Genomic DNA, 23,435 nt, shown 5'->3' with positions numbered 1-23,435 from the left:
TGTAGAAATTAGTGTTCTACTTTCCTTATTACTAAACCAAGTACAAAAGGAAAAAGTAGTTAAATAATATCCTCAAGATTTACCTCAAAATAGTTTACTGACTATGAAAGGAAAACTAATATTTACTTAGTTGACCAAAAAATTGACTCAAAGTGGGGTAATGGGTGATGTTAAGGTTGCAACAAAAGAAAAAGGTGAGCGCTTTTTAGCATCTATCTTCAATGCCTAGGGTAGATTGAATCAAAGATATTTACAAATTCCGTTAACCAAAATTAAGTTAAAATAACATCAATGCAACCATAAACTAAATTTTTATAGAAAAATACATAATTTTTGCTATAAACAATTAACAATTAAAAATTTGACCCATGTTAGACAAAATTAACTCATTTCTTGGCCGTCATCCCGAAAAAATTAATGCTAACGTTGAAATTTATACTTGGCGAACTTGTCCTTTTTGTATTCGTGCGAAATTCCTTCTGTGGTGGAAAGGAGTTAATTTTACTGAATATAAAATTGATGGTAACGAAGCAGCTAGAGATAAAATGTCCCAAAGATCTAACGGAAAGCGTAGTTTACCTCAGATATTTATTAATAACGAACATATTGGAGGTTGTGATGCGCTTTATTCTCTCAACGATACTGATGAATTAGATACTCTTTTATCTGTCACCCTTTGAGTTCATCCTATTAGGTGAAGCGGCGAGAGAACAAAAGCTGAGATATTGTGAACATGCGGAGATAAAAATTACTAGTTCTAATCATTTCGTCGCCACAGGACACGGATGTAGTAGAAACTAAAAGTGACACGCTCTCTCTGCTCGGGTATAAAAAGCTTTGTGTTCGGTCCATGATTTCACCGCTATTGAAGCTGTGATTCTAAAAGACTGCCTCATAAATTTAATCCTAAAGTTTTTAGATTTCCTCCTCGGATGGAACCAGTGACCTCATCCACCCTATCGTAACCGGTAGGGTGGCTTTTTATCTCGATAATTAAAGAACTAGAGATACAATAGGGATGAGGCGCATAAAGGGTGGAACCAGTAATAAGGAAGTAAGCTTAAATCAGTGTAAAATAGAAAGTGGTTCGAGAATGCCACTCACTCAGTGCTAGCTTGCCTATAAAATTCAGCTAAAAGAAATTACAGATTGGGTAAAAATATCTATCATAAAAGGCAATTGGAAAGATAATCTCTGGATAGATTATAGAGGAAGAGAAGGATTGTGAGATTCTCCAAGAAGTAGAAGAAAAAAACTTAAATAGCCGATAATAATATAAAATCTAAAAAAAACAGAGGCAGTTAAATTAAGTTCCGGAAGAATCTGTAAGCTCCCCAAAAAAGAGGCTATACATAGACAATAACAAAAGTGAGTACGAGAATTGATCCATGTCTTTTAAAAAAAAAGAAGCCAAAAAAGCATAATTTTTACAGATAAAGAAGCAGATAAGCTAAGAAATAGATAAGCTAAAAAATATGGCGAATACAAAGGAATAGATACAATACATTGTTCTTAATAATGACTTGGTGTATACAAGTTGTTTAGTTAACACCAAACTGAAACAATAGAAATAAAAATGATTATATCTACTTTGTATACCAGCTTATAGTTCAGAATTAAATGTATATATATGGGAAATAACATCTAATAAAAACCAATAAAATTCTGGAAGGATATTTGAGAATGAATATGATTAAGTTGAGACAGTTAAACAAAGTTTTATTTAAAAGAGTTACTTTAAATAATATCAATAAAAGCAATATAAAGTTAACTCTAATTACTTAGATATCAGAGATACAAAAAAAGATTTATTATTTTTGATGTTTATTTCGAGCTACTTATCTTAACACTTTTATAAAATCTGGCTATAAATTTCCACAATGGTATACAGCTGTTAACTCCTACAACAACAATATCTGTAATCCAAGTTAATGAAAACAGTACAATGAAGTTTTTATTAGACTCAAGATAAAAAAATAGTTAATGCAAATATATCTGATGCGGTAAACATTGAACATAAAAGCAAAGCCGATTTCTTTGAAAAGAGAGATGTATTAGAAAAATTTTTTATCCACTCCCCAAAAGAACTTTTTTTTATAAAAAAGAAGTGTTAAACTCTACAATTTGGGGTAATTTAACCTCCCAAATAAGCCTCAAGAACCGAGGAATTATTCTGAACTTCTTCTGGAGTACCATCAGCAAGATTGGTTCCTTCAGCTAACACCCAAATGTGATTACACAATGACATAATCACGTCCATGTTATGTTCAATAATCAAGAAAGAAATACCTTGTTGATTCCAATTGACAATATGTTCACAAATTTGTCCGATCAATTTAGGATTAACTCCTGCGGCTGGTTCATCGAGTAAAATAAGTTTGGGGCGGGTCATCACAGCGCGAGCAATTTCTAACAACTTACGTTGACCTCCTGATAAAGCCCCAGCATAATCATGAGCTTTTGCCGCTAGTCCGACCCATTCAAGGATTGATAAGGCTTTCTCTCGATTTTGTCGCTCTTCCTGTTTAACTTGTTTTTGTTGTAACCAAACTTGAATTAAATTTTCTCCTGTTTGTTTTTGGGTTGCTAATAACATATTTTCTAGGACAGTAAGTCGAGAGAGAACTCGTGCTACTTGAAAGGTACGAACACATCCTTGTAGGGCAATTTCGTAGGGAGATAGGGGATGAATTGGAGAACCATCAAAAATTACTTCTCCCTGGTCAAGACGGATAAAGTTAGAAAGTAGGTTAAATAAGGTAGTTTTACCGGCACCGTTTGGTCCAATCAACCCCGTAATGCTTCCGGTTACTACTTCAATATGAGCATCATTAACGGCACGTAGACCCCCAAAACTTTTGTATAAGTGGCTTGCTTTAAGTAAAAGTTGATCAGATTGATGAATAGTCATTAGCCTATCTTTGAGTCGCTGAAATTTGAGCGATAAATCTGCTCGCTGCACAATCATAACAAAAAAAACACATGTATTTTTTTATCTCGGTATATTTTATGGCAATTAAAAAATCTTATATTTCATAAGGTCTTAGGAGTTATGTATTGATAAATTACATCAAATATGAACATTAAATATGAGTTGTCTAAAATGCATAAAGTTGTTCAATAAAAACATTGTTTAAAAAAAAAAGAGATGAGACTTGAGTTTAAACAAATAAAAATAATTATAATTATTTTTATTCAATAAATAGAATCTAATAATAATTAGTTATTAACTTACTTTTTTACTCCTATTAAATTGAAGTTTGTAAAAATTTATATGAAACTAAAAAGTACTAAATCTACCTATTTTTTATAAAAACTAATTTATTTATTACGCCTCACTGCCATACTAAACAGTAATTGTACTCAATAATTATTTTTTAAAAATTACCTTTGATAAATATTTTATATATTTTATTTTACTTTTTTAAATTGGTCGATAATTTCTAAGACTTTTTCTGTAGAAATAGTTTTCTGGCTGTTTTTATAGGAAGATTTAATCCCTATTTGAAAAATAGTACCTTCTTCTTACAAGAAATAACTATCTTTATCTGGACAAACTAAACAAAAATATAAAACTTAAATATCCGATTAAATTAGTTTAGATGTTGACGTTTACCTCTAGGGAAATCATTTCATCTCTTTTGTATAAAACAGTTAAGAGTCGATTCAATTATTTAATAACGATTAAAAATCAATGACTTTTCTAAAATTAGCATTACTGTAAAGTGTTTTAATCACTGTATCTTCAATACTGAAGGTTCCATCTATAAGTTCAACATCGTGTTTGATTTCACTGCATAAATCAATAGGTTAATAAGCCTCTCTTCGCGAGCAACGATTCACACCATATTTTAATATAAATTGTTTAACATCTCGTATAAACAATTACAGCTTGAATATTGAAATTTAGCGAAGATTCTAGGAATAGAGGTCTAAATGGAACTTGGACGTTGATTGCCTTGTAATAGTTACAGTCATGATAATCATTTCCCATTCTGACCATACCCTCTGTTATTCAAAACCCTCTGTTATTCCAATTTTATGCTCTCGATTTTTAGTAATCGCTTTATACTTTCAGACTGACTGTATTTAAGTTAATCTATCAATGTATAACTCCCTCTAATGAGTTACGCATTGGGTTAGTTTTGAGATGAAATTAATTAATTTTTTATACGTACTCTAACCAACTAGATGAAATCCTATAATTATTTCAAAAGTTTGTACCCAAGTATTGGAAGAGCTGATTATATCTCCCATAAATAATCTATAGTAGACACACCTATAGTAGAATCGAAGACTAAGGATTTCAATGAGTAAAGTCCATTGTTGTCACATTGTCTCTCTAATCTTAAATACCAAAACTTTTATTATGGCGAATCCAACTGTATTTTTTGATATTGAAATTGATGGACAGAAGACTGGCCGTATAGAATTTGAACTCTTTGCTGATGTTGTCCCTAAAACCGCTGATAATTTTCGTCAATTATGCACTAGAGAAGCAGGTTTTGGTTACAAAAATAGTACTTTTCATCGCATCATTCCTAACTTCATGTGTCAAGGAGGCGATTTTACCCGAGGTGATGGCACAGGAGGTAAATCAATTTATGGTGGATCTTTCAAGGATGAAAACTTTCAACTCAAGCATACTGAACCTGGAATTTTGTCTATGGCTAATGCCGGGCCTGATACCAATGGCTCTCAATTTTTTATTTGTACTGTCGCTTGTAACTGGCTAGATGGTAAACATGTCGTTTTTGGAAAAGTATCCAAAGGATATGAAATCGTAGAAATGATGGAAAAAGTCGGAACTGATGGAGGACAGACAACAGCAAAAGTTGTTATTACTGATTGTGGCGAACTTCAACAAAAAAATGTCAAATTAAAGTAGAGACAGATAATCTTCTGTCTCTACTTTAATTTGGTGTTTGGAAGTTTTTAAAAGTGATTAGGTGAGAATCGCTCACCTAATCTTGCCACTTCATTCTCATTAAGGATTACATTTGGGATGATAGGTTATCATAACGGCCCAAGGCCATTAACGGAAAATAATGGCAGTAAAGGTGATAACGGATATAGAAATGACACGGAAACCCTGTTCCAGTGAACTCCGCTTCCTCCCAGGTTCCCTCAGCCGTTTGGCTCGCTAGTAAATAGTTAATACCCCGTTTTATAGCATCGATGGCAAAGGCTCCTAATGCTTCCCCCGTGTCCAATAATCCAATTAAGGCCCAAGCGGTCTGAGAGGCAGTACTAACCCCTATTCCTTTGAGGGAAGGGTCATTATAACTCCAACAGGTTTCACCCCATCCTCCATCAGTATTCTGACAACTGACTAGCCAGTTAACGGCTTTTTCCATCTGGGGTTTATGGGTATCCGCAGCAATGACCGCTAAAGCAGATAATACTCCACTGGTTCCATAGATATAATTTACGCCCCATCGTCCAAACCAGCTACCATCAGCTTCTTGTTCCTTGTCTAAATAAGTTAAAGCTTTTTGAACGCGATCACCGTCCATTTCCAAGCTACAAGACCCCAACATTTCTAACACCCTGGCAGTGATATCAGCCGTATTGGGATCGATCATGGCTTTTAAATCTCCATAGGGAATCTCATTGATCCAATTTTTATCATTATCTACATCAAAAGCTGCCCAACCCCCAGACTTACATTGCATAGTTGCCATCCATTCCACACAACGATTAATAGCAGCTTGTTTGCGATTTTCATCAGGCATTTTAATGCCATGTAAAGCCATTACTATTACCCCAGAATCATCAATATCTGGATAGAAACGGTTTGTAAATTCAAAAGACCAGCCTCCCGGTTTTCCTTGAGAATTTTTAATCGCCCAATCTCCATAGTCAAGTACTTGTTTATTGAGTAGCCATTCACTTGCTTTAACTAAAGCTTGATGATCCGGTTTTAACCCTGATTCCACTAAAGATCTTAACGCCCAACCCGTATCCCAAACAGGAGACACACAAGCTTGGACACGATAGGTTTCTTCCTCTTCAATGGAAAAACGCTCAATGGCTTCAAATCCTCTTTGAACACAGGGATCTGCTACATTATAATTGAGTACCCGAAAAGCAATTAATGAGTTGACCATCGGGGGCATAATTCCTCCCCAATCCCCGCTTTCTTGTTGATGCTTTAAAATCCATTGTTCTGAGGCTTGAATACTTTTTTGATAAAAGGGAACTAAATTATTTTTTCTACTCCATTTAAATATTTTATCTAATATCAGAAAAATATCCGACCAATTTTTATTACTAGGCAAAATGTATTTGACATTTGTAATCCCCTCGGTATATAGCTCATTGAGCGTAAAAGCTGGCTCAATCTGGAAAATAGGCTTTTCATCAAAGACAATTAATAAAGGAACTGTACTTTCTCTAGCCCAACTAGACATCTCATAAATATTGAAGAAAAAATTATTAGGAAATAATATAATCCAAGGAGGAATAGAAGGAATTCCTCGCCAGTCATAACAGCCTATTAAAGCTAAATGAAACTTGGTAAAAATTCTGGTTTTACTAATACCCCCTTTGCTAAGAATAAAGTCCTTAGCTCGAATTAATGCAGGATCTTCTTGAGAAACTCCTAACAAACGCAAGGCCATATAAGCCTCAACAGAAGTACTAATTTCTCCACCGTCACCATAAAAAAGTTCCCATCCTCCCTGTTCATTTTGTTGACGACGGAGATAGGTTTCCACTTTATGGAGGGGAAGAGTTGTTTCAGTTCCCCAAATTTTATGAAGTAGAACAGTTTCGGCTGTTAGAGTAATATTCGATTCAAGTTCCCCCCACCAATACCCGTCAGGATATTGTAGGGAAAGTAAATAGTTTTGGCTGGCTATGATAGCCTGGCTAAGGTTGAAGGGGTTAATTTCGACCGATGACACACTCTCTTGTATCTGCATCTATGTTCCGTTTCACTCCTCGATTGTCCCTCTAGATTATAGCTAGTTCAAGATCGTCTTAAGTCACTATAGGTTTTGTCTAAAGTCAACTAAATACAGTCTACTTGCAGAGTCTACCTGATGGGAAATAGGCAATGATTTGCTCCGCTCCTTGCAAAAGTAGATCTGGTATCAGAAACAGATTTTGCCTTTGAGATATTGGAAAACCAAGTATCTTGTACTAAGAAGACAGATTGTCTCAAAAGTTATCTAAGATCTTCGATAAATTTTTGTTGAGTATTTTGAGAAACCTCTCAGAGAATTCGATACACTCACAATTAATAATTAGTTTCAATTTATATCATTGTCAACAAGTATTATGATGTATTTCTGGTTCAAAGCCTTTCATCTTATTGGTATTGTGGTTTGGTTTGCAGGGTTATTTTATTTAGTCCGTTTGTTTGTCTATCATGCGGAGGCTTCTCAACAACCTGAACCTGCTCAAACGATCCTTAAAACTCAATACGAAATTATGGAGAAACGTCTCTATAAGATCATCACCACACCAGGAATGATCGTGACAGTGACTATGGCTATTGGTTTGATTTTTACAAACCCTGAAATTTTAAAATTAAGATGGTTACATATTAAGTTAGCTTTTGTCGCCCTGCTTTTAGCTTATCATTTTTTTTGTGGCTGGATTATGAAACAGTTGGAAAAGGAAAAATGTCAATGGACAGGTCAACAGTTTCGCGCTTTCAATGAAGCTCCAACCATATTATTGGTCATAATTGTTTTACTAGCAGTTTTTAAAAAAAATTTACCCTTAGACCTAACTACTTTTTTAGTTTTCACTCTTATTATTGCAACAACTGCTTCAATTCAATTTTATGCCAAAAAACGTCGTCTTAATCAAGAAAAAATAGAAGGTCCGAGAAAAAAATAAATCTAAATAATAAGAATAGAAAGTTTTTAGGTTGTTAGAAATCAGTAAACACTCTATTACAAACTAGTGCCTAAAAATCTTTTACTTTTCATCTATATTATTAGTTGTTCTGATTTTTTAAACCTCCATAAAATATCAATTATAGTAAATATAAAAATGCTTTGTTTCGAGAAAGATATGGTTAGCTTTGATAGTTTAGAATCTTTTTAGATAAGTTGCTTGTAACTAACATCTAAATCAATTAGAAGATGTAAAAAGGGTTTAAAAAAAGTAATTGTAAAATTGGTGTGGTGTTAACTTTAGTTATTATTTAACTAATTTGTATGAATTACTAGGAGTACATACATTGGTTAAACTCATTAGATACTACTATTTTTCAACGATAATCCTATTCTTGATTATTGGCAATTACGATTTCATATAAGCGTTAATATTGTCGCACTTTAACTTAGATGTTGAGAATAACAACCGTGTGTTTATATAAAGTAACAATTACGTTTTTATTAAAATTACTTGTTCGACAATATAATTTGTTATCGTGTCTTTCATTTGTTTGTTAAAAACTTTTTCTTTCAAGAAAACTTCTGCGTCCGAAGTATAAAGTTTAAAAAATAACTATATTGTCTATCAAAAAGATAAGGACTAAAATAGTAAAAATTTATACTGTTTTATAAACCGTGAACCCCCGGGGGTTCACGGTTTATAAAATTTATGTTGCATTTGTCTAGATTTTAGTCTTTTAGAAAAATCAGAATCATCCATCATGAAAACTAAACTTTTTGTTCTATTAGCTTCTAAACGGGAGGCCTCGCGCTATAAACGAGTAGAAAGTATCGAACTGTAGGAGAACAACCACCGCAATGTTTTAGCATCGGGATGACAGTACACTAAGGACTTGACAACGAAGCTAGAAAAGCTGGAATAGAATAAGTCTAATTGATACATGAAAACAGGCTAGGAAATACAAAGAAAAAAAAACCACTGCTCTAGTCAGTAGAGATATGCGTCCCTACGTTAAGCCAGCTACACAATTAATAACGTTAAAAAGCTTAAAGTGAGTAAAAAAGTTTCTCTGGTGGTTTAAAAACGATGTATTTACAGCCGATGGATAGTCGGCCGTGCTTACTGTGGAGGTATCTCGATGGGATACGTCTGCGCGACTCGTCGCGCAGACGTATCACCTAGTTAGTGATAACTTTTGGCTATCGATGGTTCCTGTCAAAGGAGAACTAGCACTAGCATATTCTTTAACAGGAATACGACCTCCTAAATAAGCTAAACGTCCAGCCTCAGTTGCCATCCCCATTGCCTTTGCCATCTCCACGGGATTTTTAGCCAAGGCAATCGCACTATTAATTAACACTGCATCAGCTCCTAATTCCATCGCTTTTGCTGCTTCACTGGGGGTTCTTATCCCAGCATCGACTACTACGGGGACTTTTGCTTCTTGGATAATAATAGTGATGTTAGCTTCGTTGCGAATACCCTGACCCGAACCAATGGGAGAACCTAAGGGCATTACCGTAGCACATCCTATCTCTTCAAGACGTTTTGCTAATAGAGGATCGGCGTTAATATAGGGAAGTACTGCAAACCCTTCTTTGACTAAGATTTCAGCTGCTTGCAAAGTCCCGATGGGATCAGGTAGTAAATATTTAGTATCTGGGATGACTTCTAGCTTGACAAAGTTATTATCTTCTTGTCCCAATAATTTCGCCATTTCTCGTCCTAACCTAGCCACTCGGACAGCTTCTTGAGCTGTTTTACACCCTGCAGTATTGGGCAACATCCAGGTTTTGCTCCAGTCTAAGGCTTCGGCCAACCCTTCATGTCCAGGAGCTTTAGTTTGTACCCGTCTAACAGCGACAGTCACAATTTGGCAACCACTAGCAGCCACACTGTTTTGCATACTTGCAATGTTAGGATATTTCCCTGTTCCTGTCATTAAACGTGAGTGAAAGTTGCGTCCGGCAATCATCAAGTCATCGTGGGTAGGGGAAGAAAGTTCGCGATAGGATAATGAGCCGTTAGTTCCATTGAGGGGAGTTGGAGAAATTGGATTAAAAGCTGTCATACTTAACGGAGTAGGAGTAGGAGTAGGAGTAGGAGTAGGAGTAGGAGTAGGAGTAGGTCGACTGTAGAAACGATCGCTTCGAAAAGCATCGAGAATAGGGTCAGACTTCTGGTTAATAATCAAATTACTAATTAAGGAGGCGGTTATAGGAGCTAGTAAAATACCATTACGACAATGCCCTGTGGCTAAAATGAGATTATCACAAGAACTTTTACCTAAAATGGGCAATTCATCCGGAGTTCCCGGGCGGTAGCCCCACCAAAATTCCTGAATTGGCCAATTAGCTAATTCAGGATAAAGTCGGATCGCCCTAGTTAGTAAAGTTTCAATACCTTGAGGGGTATTTTGGGGAGTCCAACCTACTTCTTCAGAGGTTGCGCCAATAATTAAACGACCATTACGTCGGGGGACAAGGTAGGTAGCTGGACCATATAACACCCGTTGTAAAGAAAAGGGTTCTTTGGGTTGTCGGGGCATGGTGACAGACAACATTTGTCCCTTTACTGGACGTACAGGCAAGGGAAGAATTTGACTGGACCAAGATCCACTAGCGAGTACATAAATTTCCGCTTTAATTTCTCCCTCAGTCGTTAAAACACTAGTCACCTTGCCTTGTTTTTGTTGAATAGTTTGAACAGTCACTCCATTGCGGATGTTAATGCCTAATTGCTGGGCTGCTTTGCCCAGAGCTTCCATCACTTTGCAGTTGTCTACTTGACCATCTTCAGGATACCACCATCCTCCAACGACATCATTTCCTAACCCTGGTTGATGGAAACGAATGGCAGTTTTGTCTAACCACTGGGCGCTAGCGGTATTGTGCAAATCCTCGGAGGGTAACTCATAGACAGGAGCCATGATACCGCAAGGATTGTATCCTAGATCGAGTCCAGTAAGATCTTGAATTTTGCGAACCCATTCAGGGTATAGCCAGCGAGACTTAATACATAAATTTAAAAAAGGGCCTGGAGTTATGGCTTCTGCATGGGGGGCCAACATTCCCGCAGCTGCTTGGCTTGCCGTTTGGGAAAAATTGCGGTTGAGGAGGGTGACAGACGCGCCTTTTAGTTTAAGATCAACAGCGATGGACAAGCCAATAATGCCACCGCCAATAATAAGAATGTTGTTGGTTGGGTTCATGTGTTATTCCGTAATTTCACCCCTTCTTTACTTAATTATAGAGTTTGAAATCCTAACTTACAGTAAGATGACTGTGATTCTTAAGCCTCACGGATTAGGTTTCTGCTTCGATACAACTGCCTCTACCCGCGAGGAGATGGACTGATGTTCGCTCCACAGACTATCCTCGCAAGCACTGCAGTTTTTATGTGTTGAAATCTCTAATGGGAGAGTTCCTGTATTTTTTGATTCCAGAGATGCTTATACTCATTTGTCTATCCTCTTTTCCCGATCTATTTATTTGTCTGGTCCGCCGTTTAACTGAACTCGGCTCTAAAGGCTATCCAAATTTATCGTCTCGGGTGAGTCGATCAACCATTTTATATTTTAATATAAGGTTATATTTCTACGACGGAGCTCATACCCCCATTTTCTGATGACAGAAGGGTGATTACTCTTTTCATTTCTAGAAGGGTTGAATGAAATTATTTTTCCTAAGTAGTTAGGCATAAACAAGTAGCACTATACTGAAATACCAATACAGCGTTAAAAACAATCACCACAAACAAATATCATAATATTCTGACAGATTTAATCATAAAAACTTTGATTGGTTGATGTCGTCTTCTTCTTTAAGAGTATTTATAAAGTCAGGGTAGGGAAGAATTTTACTTCATCCAAGTCAAGTTAAAAAAGCTCCTCGAAGAACAAAATGATAGAGCTAGTGTAGTGAACTTGTGAGCCATTGAGCAGTAAATGGAGAATACTGCCATCTATTTAAAAACAGTTTGTACAACAATTCATCGATGGAACAAATTTGGATTAATAAGATTATGGAATGCTCCGCGAAGCTGTAGGAAAAATATTTTGATAATCTAGACAAATAGTGCATTAATCTCAGGTCAGCTGTAACTTGTAGCTGATCTGAAAGAAGAGAGCGAAAAAGAGTTAAGCAGACTCATAAAAAATAGTTATATTCTTATTCCCTAAAATTGAACGGCATCGAGAACGAATGGCAAAGGAGAAAAAAAGATAGATTAACTCGTAAAATTTTGAAAGACACATATGAATGAGCAATAGTAGTTATAGAATATAAGAGTCATCGAATCACGCCCGGAACGAAATAGTTTAGAAGTAGAGAGATTTCTTGTTGAGAACTATTAGCTTTCATAGATCGAAAAGCACTTCTTCTATTTGTCTAACTCTGAATATGACATTTTAATAAGTGTCACTGGGTCGAAAAACTTTGCTTACCAAGGTTAACCCCCCCGCTCTTCGTCTGTATGAGGAGTGTTGACATAAAAAGCAGAGTTGATACTTTTAATGGTTCTTAGAACGTATTTATAAATTTATTCTAGAATTTATTTTTGCTAATAACAAACATGAAATACCGAATTTATAAGAGTGTTGACAAAAAACAATTATGCTGACTTGGCTATCTACGAAGTCTCTAGCCAAGCCAGCATAATTGTTTGCGAGTTTTAAAAAACTTGTTCAATAGTAGTAAGTGTCCTATAGATGGTGTTCACTGGACAGACGGCGATAAAGTAACTTCTCTTGAATTATTTTATTGCTTGTTCTTTTGTTTGAAATTGATACTGACTAGCAATCAAAGCCACGACAAACCACCACAAGGTATTAACTTGAGGACGATACCAAACTGTATCGACTAATCCTTGAGCTAAAATACCAGCCATAGCAGCGACCGCCGCTATTAACCAAAAGCCTTGGGTGTTATGTTTAAAACGTAACCGTTGCATTTGTTGAACCCCTTGATTAAGAGTAACCACAATTAACCAAAGAAAAATTCCTAAGCCAATTAATCCCATTTCTACTGCAGTTTCCAGGAAGATAGAATAAGCACTCAAAGCACTATATTTAGGACTCATATAACGAGGATAAACAATATTAAAAGCCCCATTTCCCGGACCAATACCAGTGAGGGGATAATCTCGGATCATATCGATCACTCCCATCCAAACGTTCATACGAAAATTATTACTACTATCTTCACGTCCAGCGAAAATACTCATAACTCGTAACCGTAAAGGTTCTACCGTCATCACCGCAACCAGAATAAATCCTGTAAATCCTCCTAATACTAGAGTTAATAGCCACTTACGCCAGAAATTAGGTATAAGCTCCCAAAACCACAAGAAAAGCAATAACATAAAGACGACTAACAAGGCTATCATGCCAATCCATCCGCCCCTGCTGCCTGTAAAATATAGACAAGCAGAATTAGTCAAAACCATGGTGACCGCTAGAGTTTTCGGTAACCAACCTCGCCAAACAAAAACTGCCCCAATACTCAGGGCGATTGCCGGAAATAAATAGGCACAAAGTAAATTAGGATTACCTAAATAACTATAAACGCGAGTTGCTTGGGCTAATTCAGAGGTCGGATCATTCCAAGTGGCTAACTGTTCAACTCCAAAAAAATTTTGTCTCACTCCATAGGAACTGACGACTAAGCCAATTAATAAAACAATAGTAATTAGCCAGTTAGTAAGACGAGGTGAGCGTAGAATTCGCGCACATATTACAAAAAAGAGAAGGTATAAACTTAACTTAATTAGTCCTGATAATGCAATTGTTTTGACTGGAGAGAATGCTACTGCAATAGTAGCAATTGCCCAATACAAAATCACCATTAAATGAATAGGAGTAACTCCTGGAGGTCCTTTATCAGATATAGTTAGTATTCCCCAATACCCAGCTAAAGCCATTAACCAAACCCCAATTAGACTGGTGGTAATAAAGGGTCCAAAAATAAAGACAATACTAATCAATAATGCACCGAGAGGTTCTCCCCATTTCAAGAGCAAACTTCCCTGTCGCCATTGACTTAACAAACCGACAATACGATATAAATAACTACCACTAAGCCACTGATATGGAGAGAAACAGGAGAGAGTAAATTGATTCCAAACAGAATTCATAAGATACTAACCAGTAATTGGAGATTTTTTATTAGTTATTGAAGATAGAGTTGATGATCGTCAACTCTCTTAAGGGTTAAGTATAAATCAAATATAATTAACTAACTGTTTAATTTAGTTTAAATAAAACCAACTATAGGTTATTAGAGACAAAATCAGTATAATGTAAATTTTCAAATGTTATCGTATAGTAATTTATGTCCGATAAAAGTCACCTGGTTTCTTGTAAATAATGAAGACGATGATAGATTCTTTTATGATTTAATCACGCTTTATGACTTCCTATCTCCACAATATTTTCTGAGGATGAAAGAAGCATTAGATCTACTTATAGAACGCCATGTTAATTTAATGTTTAAGCTGCTTTAACTAAAAATTAAAATTAGTAAAAAAGGAACTAAAAAATTACTTCTGAATAAGTTCATTTATAATTACCGATCTTTTTAAAAATTCAGGTAGAACTGCTAACTGAATTATTTCCATCAGAAAAAGATAGAGTAAGGGTTAAGTTCTAATCAATAACCTATGATAAGTAATTTTGTCACACCTGTAAATAAATCACCTAATTATATCAAGGACTAACCAAAGATTAAATGGAACATATTACTTTAATAATAAAATAAATAGTTTTTATTTTATTAAAATAAAACTATTTATTGATAGCATTATAAGTGATAATAGAAAAATATCAAGTAGCTCCTGTAAATGTATATATCTAAGGGGTGATTCGATATACACATCTACAGGAGCTACTTGATAAGATAAGAAACTACTGAGTTAAGTATCTCAAATAGACTAGAAGCTGTCATTCTGAATGATAGCAATAATTCTATATTTGCGATAGTATTTGACTAGATTGTACAGTGAAGTTATTGTGTTTTATTCTAAACTTTCTTTGTCTTCGTCTATGTTTTACCCCTTACCAAGAGTAAATCCGTGAACATTAAGTATTATCATAGCATTTCTATACAAGATTGTGGGGAACCTTTAGTTACTATCCCCCTCGAAAAATTTTCTATAGAATTACCCCATCCCTATGAAAAACTAGGAGCAATTTATCAAGGAAAATCTCCCTATTATTTACGTAAAGGGGTTCTGGATGCTTTATTAAATGCTCAAACTTATTTACATCAAGAATATCCAGGATGGAACATACAAATTTTTGATGCCTATCGACCTGTACAAGTACAACAATTTATGGTTGATTATACCTTTAATCTAGTTATTAAAGAACAAAAGTTAATTCTAGAAAACTTAACTATTCAGGAACAACAAGCCATCTGGGAAAAAGTATATCAAATTTGGGCAATTCCCAGTGATGATCATGCGACTCCTCCTCCCCATAGTACTGGGGCTGCTATTGATATTACCTTAGTTGATAATCAAGGAAATTCTCTCAATATGGGAGGAGAAATTGATGAACTTTCAGGGCGCTCACACCCTAATTTTTATATAAATAGTAGTTCTAAAATAGAAAGAACCTATCATCAGCGACGAGAAATTTTAAATAAAATTATGACTCAAGCCGGATTTTGTCGTCATCCTAAAGAATGGTGGCATTTTTCTTTAGGCGATCAAATTTGGGCTTGGCAAAAAGGAGAGTCTATAGCTCGTTATGGTAGAATCATATAAGATAAAAATTAGGTCTCCTACAATTTTGAGTATATCCTAACTTAAATCTTGAAAAACAAATAGTGAATTAAATTTACTTAAATAAAGATATTACACAGATATATAAATTGATACTGAAATAACTATTAGATGCTCAAAAGAGCGAATTAGCACATTGATTTTTTAAATAAAATAAATTCAAGAAAATTTTTAAAGAATCTCAAGAAAGTTTAAGCTATATTATGTAGACATTGTTTTAAGTTGTTATGATAGCTACTGCACAATTTTTTAGAGCCATAGACTAAGTTTTTCTTCGTAATAAATATCTAAATAAGTCGGTAAGTTAGTATTTAGTATCTATTTTAAAAACATAAAAACCATGAGTCAAACACCCATAACAGTAACTTAACTAAAATTCTAATTTAGAATACACAAGAACAAGGCAGTTGGCAGTGGGTATATTTTCATTAGCAGTTTGCCGGTTTGTGATTATAAATAAACCCTAACTATTACTGTAAACTTCAAGAAGATACTTGATAGCGGAACATCTCCTTAATTACTAACCCAGGGTTAATATATTGATCTTCATATTTTAATTCCCAATGTAAATGAGAGCCAGTAGTTCGGCCAGTCATCCCAACACGACCAATTCTTACCCCTGCTGGAATTTCTTGACCTTGCCAAATAATAATTCCCCCATCCCGATCTATCAAATAACGTCCTTGAGGAGTGTCTTCTACTGATCCCATCAAATGGCAGTAAATATGTTGCCACTGTCCTGATTGAATTTTAATCATCGTTCCACAAGCAGTATGGTCGGATAAACTTATCACTCGACCTACCCACCAATTTCGAACATAACTACCCAAGGGGGCAGCCATATCTAACCCTCGATGAAACTGAGTTTCTCCAGTAACTGGAGATGTACGATAACCATATCCAGAGGTATATGTTTGAAAGTTTTCTACTGGAAATGAGGCATATTGCCAAATATTTCTAGAAGTAACTGTTGGAACATATTGTGCTTGTAGTGGAGACTGTCCTAACCATTCAAAACCTAAACAGGTTATAAACCCCATTAAGGCCAACGAAATGAGCCAAGATCGTCTGGAACGGAAGACCTTGAGCTTTCGCCTAACAAACTGGACGATCTTGATCATGTCACTACTCACACTCTATGTTACTCAGATTGTCATTGTTGTATCATCTTTGCATGATAATTGTTTTTATTGTTAATTTGGTCATTAATCATAGTAGTTGATTGAAAATCATCCTGAGTCATTGTTAATGATTGTGTAGGACTTTAATGGGTTTTGTCAAAACCAACTAATTTTTAAAAAATTTGTATCACAAGCTAAAACTAAAAACTAATGTTGAGTGATTGTTCTCCTTTTCAATTTTCCCTGAATGCGGCAATGATTGTTGATGCTTGTGTATAGTCTTTAACTCCATTTTCCGTGAGAGAATGAGTTATTGAAGAATAAAATCACTGGTTAAATTTTTACTAAACAATCATTCTATCTCTCAATATAAAAATTCTGAAAAACCCGCAAGGCACGAGAATCATAAAACGTTTTTTATGCTTACCTATTTAGAATAGTCTCCTTTTTAGGCATAGGAGAACTCTGTTGGTGAGAAAATTTTGATGTCTATGGCTTGTGGCATTTATTTAGTTGGGACGGCTCAGTGTATAAAAAGTAAAGTTAATGGGGATGAAAATAATTATAGATTTCCTTAGCTAAAGCTTTCCCAATACCAGGAACTTGTTGTAAGTCTTCTATAGAAGCTTCCCGAATATAATCAATAGAATAAAAATAGGCTAACAGATGTTTTTGACGTTCAAATCCTAACCCTGTAATTTCATCTAATCGTGATCGTTGACTTTTTTTAAGTCTTTGTTGACGATGAAAATTAACAGCAAAACGGTGAGCTTCATCCCGTACTCTTCTTAATAAGAGAACTCCAGGTTGTTCCGAGTTAGTTATTAATGGGTTAGACTCCTTAGGAAGAAAAATTTCTTCTTTTTGTTTAGCTAAACTTACTACCTGAAATTCTTTCATTAGGTTTAATTCTTCTAACACAGCTACGACGGCTGAAAGTTGACCTTTTCCACCATCAATCATAATTATATTGGGACGATCTTCACTATCAGATTGATAATTACGAAAGCGGCGACTAATAACTTCAGCCATACTAGCAAAATCATCAGAATGACCAATTTTTACCGTAGGATTTTTAATTTTAAAATGCCGATAATGTTGTTTAGCAGGAATTCCATCAATAAAAACGACTTTAGAAGCAACTGCATTTGACCCTTGAATATGGGAAATATCATACCCTTCAATACGTCGTGGTAACTCTGGTAAACCTAACACTTGTGTGAGATCTTCCATTGCCGTTAGATTTTGTTCTACTGTTCGTTGAGTCCGTTCTAACTCATAGTTTGCATTTCGTTCTACCATATCAATTAATTGAGCTTTTAATTGCCGTTTAGGAACAGTAATAGATACTTTTTTCCCCTTGCGTTCACTTAGCCATTTTTCTAAAATTTCCATTTCTGGCAACTTATATTGAACAATAATTTCAGTAGGAATTTCTACCCCATCCGCTTGCCAGTAATGTTCTTCGACAACCCGTTGCAAAATTGCTCCAGGAATTCCTGAATCAGTATCTGTAAAAAAACCTAACCGTCCCACTAAACGACCAGAACGAATTTGGAATAATTGAATACAACAATGTTTGGCATCGCTGGCTAAAGCAATAGCATCTCGTGAAACAGTATCATCAGGTAACGAAACTTTTTGATCTACTGTTAACGTATTTATTGCTTTAAGTTGATCTCTAATAGTAGCAGCTTTTTCGAAGTTTAATTTAACTACTTCTTTTTCCATTTGGTGTTTAAGAGTTGCTATTAATTCTGCCGTTCTCCCCTGAAAAATCATCGCTATCTTTTCTACAATTTTTTTATAATCTTCAGTAGAAATTAATCCTTGACAAACCCCTGGACATTTTCCAAGTTCATAGTTAAGACAAGGACGATCTTTAAAAAGAGGCTTGGGGCGCTGACGTAAGGGAAAAACTTGTTTAACTAAACGTACGGTGTATCGTAACAAATGAGTGTCTACATAAGGACCATAATAGCGATCACGTGCCTTTTCTAATCGTCGTTTACGGGTAATAAAAATCCGGGGATACTCTTCCGACCAAGTAATGCAAACGTAGGGATATTTCTTATCATCTTTAAGGAGAACATTGAAATAGGGTTGATGTTGTTTAATCAGGTTTGCTTCTAAGGCTAATGCTTCAGCTTCTGTATCAGTGACAATAAACTCAATATCAGTGACTTGTTGAAGCATCAAAGCAATGCGAGGACTGTGGGATTGTGATTGTTGGAAATAGGAACGAACCCGTGATCGCAGTTTTTTTGACTTTCCAATATAAAGAATATCTCCCTCTTCATTACGCATTAGATAGATCCCTGGTTCAGAAGGAAGTTCCTTCAGACGAGTTTCTAAGGTATCACTATTTAATAGTAACGGTACAACTGTGGACAATATGAGCACTCCTTTTTTCTGAAAAAAGTTTGATAAAAAAGTAAAATATTTATAATAAAAAGCAAAAATATAGTCTTGTCATTTAAGTTGTAGAACCAAATATCTTAGTTTATATATTAAGTTCGCAGTTACCACTTCAACTCTAAAGGACTGACTACAAACCTAAATTCTAATACAATATTTTAGCTAAAATATTGCTCATATAGTCTGATACTAATTTCTAAAAAAGTCCAACGCCCACTTAAACTCGTTAATTTTCCATCAATGGTAAATTGTAAATCTCTAAATAAAACTGGTATTCGCTACTTACTTTTAACTCTCATCGCCCTAGGAATGCTTTTTCCTCTCTTCTGGTTATTGAGTACTGCATTCAAGTCTCCTGCAGAAGATATTTTTACCGTTTCCTGGCAATTGCTCCCCCAAAACCCTACCTGGGATAATTTTCTATCAGTTTGGCAAACTTACCCTTTTGGACGCTATTTATTTAACAGTACCGTGGTTGCGATTTTAACCGTCAGCTTAAACCTATTATTTTGTTCTCTGGCTGCTTATCCCCTCGCCAGACTAAATTTTCGAGGACGGGATCTTTTATTCGCAGTTATTGTGGCCACCATTATGATTCCCTTCCAAATTGTGATGATTCCTTTGTATATCTTGACGGTACAATTAGGACTCCGCAACACTTATCTCGGAATTATTTTTCCCAATTTAGCCTCAGCATTTGGGATTTTTCTGTTACGTCAAGCATTCCAAGGAGTCCCCAAAGAATTAGAAGAAGCCGCCCGTATTGATGGTTGTTCAGAATTGGACATTTGGTGGCATATTATGATTCCCTCGGTACGTCCAGCTTTAGTTACTCTGGCTATTTTTGTCTTTATTGGGGCTTGGAGTGACTTTTTATGGCCGTTAATTATTCTTGATCGCCCTGAACATTATACTCTTCCTCTAGGCGTTGCTAAGTTAGCTAGTGCTTTAGATCTCGACTGGCGGTTAATTGCAGCCGGTTCAATCATTTCTATTGCCCCAGCCTTATTATTATTTGTATTTTTGCAAAAATACATCATTCCCACTGATGTAGGAAGTGGGGTTAAAGGATGATAAAATAAGGCAATCTGTGATACACGTATCATTCCTAGTTTCCGGTATTTATTTTCTATGTCATAGACGCCAAGCTAGTCAAGATTATGATAGAGACAGTCCTCTTTAAGGGTTTAACCTCTAATTTTTTCTATAAAACTTTCTATATCAATTCACAAATCTTCTCTAAATGTTCCACTATTTTAGTGGCTATTTCTCTTTTTCCTATCATTTTTTGAGGCAATTCATTTTGAGTAACTAAATAAGCAATGTGTCCCTGTTGACTTCCCATTTCTTCTCCTCGGTTAGCAACTACAACTTGATACCCTTGTTTTATTCTAGAACTAGCAAGTTCTATTAAAGCTTCATGACTAACTTGTTCTTGATATTTAAATGTTACCATATAAAGGTCGGGAAACTTTTGTCTAACTTCTTCAATCACTTTGATGGTCGGAATCAGCTTAATACTTTTTGACTTTTCTCTACTAGGAATTTTGCCAAGCATAATTTCCTCCGGTTGATAGTCAGCAACTGCTGCCGAAAAAATTCCAAAAATATAGTTTTTTTTGCTTAGTTTTTTTATCACTAATTCCAAATAATCTTGATAAGTTTTAGCAATTTGATATGGTAAGTAATCAGGGGGGGTGTAGGAGCTTTCTCCATGGATTAGAGTTATATCTGCCCCTTTTAAATACAATGCTTTAGCAATTGTTACACCTAACTGTCCCGTAAAATGATTAGTCAAACGACGAATATTATCAATGGGAACTGGTGTAGGTCCACCTGTAACTAAAATAGGGATATTTTTTAAAGGAGAATTATTAATTAGACGGCAAACTTCTACTACAATATCTCTTTCATGAGGGATATTATTCTTACCATAATCTTGTCTGGGCGGCATAACTTTCACCCCTAAATTATATAAGAATTTTAAAGATTCTGTTAAAATAGAGTTATGTAAACTACCGTGCATAGTGGGAACAATCATAATTTTAGTTTTCCCTTGTTCCATGCGTCCTAAGGCAGATGCTAAGGTAGAGGTAATCACCCCATCGGCAATACCGTAACGCATTTTATTAATAGTATTATAGGTAGCAGGAGCCACAAGATAAGCACTAAAGGAAGCGCGATCACTTAAATGTTCAGCCACCGATGTTAACTGAGTAACAATGGGATTGTTAGTGCTCCATTCTAGAGCATCTAAGGTAACATATCGAGTTGCTTCTTTGGAGACAAAAGCCAGAACATTAGCCCCTTCTCGACGCAAAGCACGTGCAATCAAAGGGGTTTTCATAGCAGCTATCCCACCGGTAATTAATAAAGCAATGTTTTGTCCGAGGAGATTATTTCCCACCAAAGGAACATCATGATCTCCCAAGTCGGAAGATGGAGGTAAACTAAAATCCCAGTCTTTCATACAATTGTCGGTTAGACTATCAATTATTAACTCTTACACTATTAACTATTCCGTATCATCAAATAATAACTCCTCCAAAATAGGCTGCATTTGCTGATCATCAGGAGAGACTAAAGATACTTGTCCAAGTAAGTCATATTTAGCTAAAAATAACAGAGGAGCAAGGGGAGTATAAACAGAATATTTTTGGTTTTGGTGATAAAACCCAGCCAAAAATTGTAGTTCTTCTGAGTCTAAGGGTTCCTCTTCAGTATCTAATTCAAGGTTCAGAATACCATCATCTTCAATGGGAGGTAATTCTCCTTTAACCGTTAAAGTAAAAGCTGTAAAACTTAAAGCTAAATCTAATTCAGCTAAAACAGCCCTAGCATCAGGAAAAATTTCCTGGATTTCTACTTTGTCTTCTAAAAGAACAACATTGGTGTCTTCGTCTTCCTCCTCTGATTGCCCATCCCAGGCCAAAATAACAACAGGAATATCGACAGGCATAAGAAGAATATAAGTTCCATCTTCTGCCTCCAGGGCGTTTTCTACATAACATTCTAAAGTGCGACCCTCGTTATCAGTCAGGGTAACACTATCAATTTCTTCTGGCTCGTTTTCTGAACTAAATTGGAACGAGGACATGGTCTTGAATAGGACTGTGATAGTTGATCAGAATATCACACAATGTCATTAGTTATTGACAAAAATTAACTTAGATAAGTGTCCAACCAGTGAGTCTTATAAAGATACTTAAATCCCTCAACATCTGTCAAATTATACTGTAGTGGGGTAATGGTAATGTAATTGTGTTGAATCCCTTGGACATCTGTAGGAATATCTGACGGAAGATGGAGATGTTCGGGTTGTTCAATTTCAGTGACTAACTCCCCAGCCAACCAATAATAGCTTTTTCCCCTAGGATCAATACGCTGTTCAAATTGCTCTACATAGCGGCGTAACCCTTGACGGGTAATCATCACACCGGCAATCACATCTTGGGAAACTGGAGGAATATTCACATTTAAAAGAGTTGCTTTCGGTAATGGATGATTAACTAATTGTTGAACTAAGGTACAAGCAAAATTAGCTCCCGGTTGAAATTCTTTTGAAGAAAAACTAGCTAAACTTATAGCAATACTGGGAATTCCTTCGATCGCTCCCTCCATAGCCGCTGAGACTGTCCCCGAATACAATACATCAGTACCTAAATTAGATCCGTGATTAATGCCTGAAATCACCACATCAGGAAGGCTCTTGAATACAGCACTGAGAGCAAATTTAACGCAGTCTGAGGGAGTTCCTGAACAAGACCAAGCAACCACTTGAGGATGAAAAAGGTTTTCCACTACCTCGGCACGAATTGGGTGGTGAATGGTTAACCCATGACCAGTTGCTGAGCGTTCGCGGTCAGGACAAACCACCGTTACTTCATGGCCTGCCTGAGATAGGGTATTGGCTAAGGTGCGTATACCCTGAGAGAAAATACCATCATCATTACAGATCAGTAGTTTTAAAGGTTCCATGATCAAACTTGAAAGGGAGAAGAGAAAGGCAAAAAGTAAAACTTGAGTACAAAAAAGTTATGGCTTTTACCCATGTTCTAACCTTAATGGGTAGTGTTACAGCACGACAATTGAATCATTAATTTTAACTATAATTCTCTTATCAAGTTTCAGTGTGATAATGATTTAAGTGAGATTGAAACAAGAGTGAGGCCAAAACTTCGATACACTAAGGTGTAGATGTCAAAACATTTCTTAGATAGATTTTGACTGCTAACTTTTAACGGCTAACTTCTGATTTTA

At 35.6% G+C, this 23,435-nt stretch carries 14 protein-coding genes; 5 read left to right on the top strand and 9 right to left on the bottom strand.

The genetic code is table 11. The features are described 5' to 3' along the window. Positions 1-368 precede the first annotated feature (368 nt). A complete protein-coding gene (grxC, locus tag P3F56_RS05915; RefSeq protein WP_281151996.1) occupies positions 369-680 on the top strand; it encodes a glutaredoxin 3 in 312 nt (103 codons plus the stop codon). A gap of 1,454 nt (positions 681-2,134) precedes the next feature. Here the strand turns inward: grxC and P3F56_RS05910 are convergent. Continuing rightward, entirely contained in the window at positions 2,135-2,911 is a 777-nt protein-coding gene (locus P3F56_RS05910) for an ABC transporter ATP-binding protein (RefSeq protein ID WP_281153740.1), read from the bottom strand. 1,458 nt (positions 2,912-4,369) lie between these two features. On the opposite strand from P3F56_RS05910, the gene P3F56_RS05905 reads away from it, so the two are divergent. Further along, positions 4,370-4,888, top strand: coding sequence for a peptidylprolyl isomerase (locus tag P3F56_RS05905; RefSeq protein ID WP_281151995.1), 519 nt, complete (start codon positions 4,370-4,372; stop codon positions 4,886-4,888). A gap of 106 nt (positions 4,889-4,994) precedes the next feature. Here the strand turns inward: P3F56_RS05905 and shc are convergent, their stop codons facing one another. Beyond that, entirely contained in the window at positions 4,995-6,926 is a 1,932-nt protein-coding gene (gene shc, locus P3F56_RS05900; RefSeq protein WP_281151994.1) for a squalene--hopene cyclase, read from the bottom strand. Between the two features lie 358 nt (positions 6,927-7,284). Here shc and hemJ point away from each other — a divergent pair, with 358 nt between their 5' ends. Continuing rightward, on the top strand, positions 7,285-7,851 hold the full coding sequence (gene hemJ / locus P3F56_RS05895) for a protoporphyrinogen oxidase HemJ (protein WP_281151993.1): 567 nt from the start codon (positions 7,285-7,287) through the stop codon (positions 7,849-7,851). A gap of 1,177 nt (positions 7,852-9,028) precedes the next feature. On the opposite strand, the gene thiO is transcribed toward hemJ, so the two are convergent. Further along, on the bottom strand, positions 9,029-11,065 hold the full coding sequence (gene thiO, locus P3F56_RS05890) for a glycine oxidase ThiO (RefSeq protein WP_281151992.1): 2,037 nt from the start codon (positions 11,063-11,065) through the stop codon (positions 9,029-9,031). A gap of 1,541 nt (positions 11,066-12,606) precedes the next feature. Then, entirely contained in the window at positions 12,607-13,986 is a 1,380-nt protein-coding gene (locus tag P3F56_RS05885; RefSeq protein WP_281151991.1) for an IctB family putative bicarbonate transporter, read from the bottom strand. Positions 13,987-14,928: 942 nt separating this feature from the next. Here P3F56_RS05885 and P3F56_RS05880 point away from each other — a divergent pair. Next, positions 14,929-15,618, top strand: a complete 690-nt coding sequence (locus tag P3F56_RS05880; protein ID WP_281153739.1) for a M15 family metallopeptidase — start codon at positions 14,929-14,931, stop codon at positions 15,616-15,618. A 500-nt stretch (positions 15,619-16,118) separates the two neighbouring features. On the opposite strand, the gene P3F56_RS05875 is transcribed toward P3F56_RS05880, so the two are convergent. Together P3F56_RS05875 and uvrC are read right to left on the bottom strand one after the other, a co-directional pair. Further along, positions 16,119-16,757, bottom strand: a complete 639-nt coding sequence (locus P3F56_RS05875; protein WP_281151990.1) for a M23 family metallopeptidase — start codon at positions 16,755-16,757, stop codon at positions 16,119-16,121. 543 nt (positions 16,758-17,300) lie between these two features. Beyond that, a complete protein-coding gene (gene uvrC / locus P3F56_RS05870; RefSeq protein ID WP_405054739.1) occupies positions 17,301-19,160 on the bottom strand; it encodes an excinuclease ABC subunit UvrC in 1,860 nt (619 codons plus the stop codon). 255 nt (positions 19,161-19,415) lie between these two features. On the opposite strand from uvrC, the gene P3F56_RS05865 reads away from it, so the two are divergent. Further along, the gene (locus P3F56_RS05865) at positions 19,416-20,249 is read left to right on the top strand and encodes a carbohydrate ABC transporter permease (RefSeq protein ID WP_281151988.1); all 834 of its coding nucleotides are present in this window, start codon (positions 19,416-19,418) and stop codon (positions 20,247-20,249) included. A 142-nt stretch (positions 20,250-20,391) separates the two neighbouring features. Here the strand turns inward: P3F56_RS05865 and coaBC are convergent, their stop codons facing one another. The 3 genes from coaBC to surE form a co-directional block, all read right to left on the bottom strand. Then, positions 20,392-21,645 carry a bifunctional phosphopantothenoylcysteine decarboxylase/phosphopantothenate--cysteine ligase CoaBC gene (gene coaBC, locus P3F56_RS05860; RefSeq protein ID WP_281151987.1) on the bottom strand — a complete coding sequence of 418 codons (1,254 nt, stop codon included), beginning with the start codon at positions 21,643-21,645 and terminating at the stop codon, positions 20,392-20,394. A 45-nt stretch (positions 21,646-21,690) separates the two neighbouring features. Then, a complete protein-coding gene (locus P3F56_RS05855) occupies positions 21,691-22,272 on the bottom strand; it encodes a DUF3727 domain-containing protein (RefSeq protein ID WP_281151986.1) in 582 nt (193 codons plus the stop codon). A 65-nt stretch (positions 22,273-22,337) separates the two neighbouring features. Next, positions 22,338-23,153 (bottom strand): 5'/3'-nucleotidase SurE, encoded by an 816-nt coding sequence (surE, locus tag P3F56_RS05850; RefSeq protein ID WP_281151985.1) that lies wholly within the window; start codon positions 23,151-23,153, stop codon positions 22,338-22,340. Positions 23,154-23,435: the final 282 nt, after the last annotated feature.

The sequence above is a fragment of the cyanobacterium endosymbiont of Epithemia clementina EcSB genome (assembly GCF_029919255.1).
In the GTDB taxonomy this organism is placed as follows: Bacteria; Cyanobacteriota; Cyanobacteriia; order Cyanobacteriales; family Microcystaceae; genus Rippkaea.
Note: the sequence above shows the minus strand (reverse complement) of the source record. Positions and strands in the feature narration are given on the sequence as shown.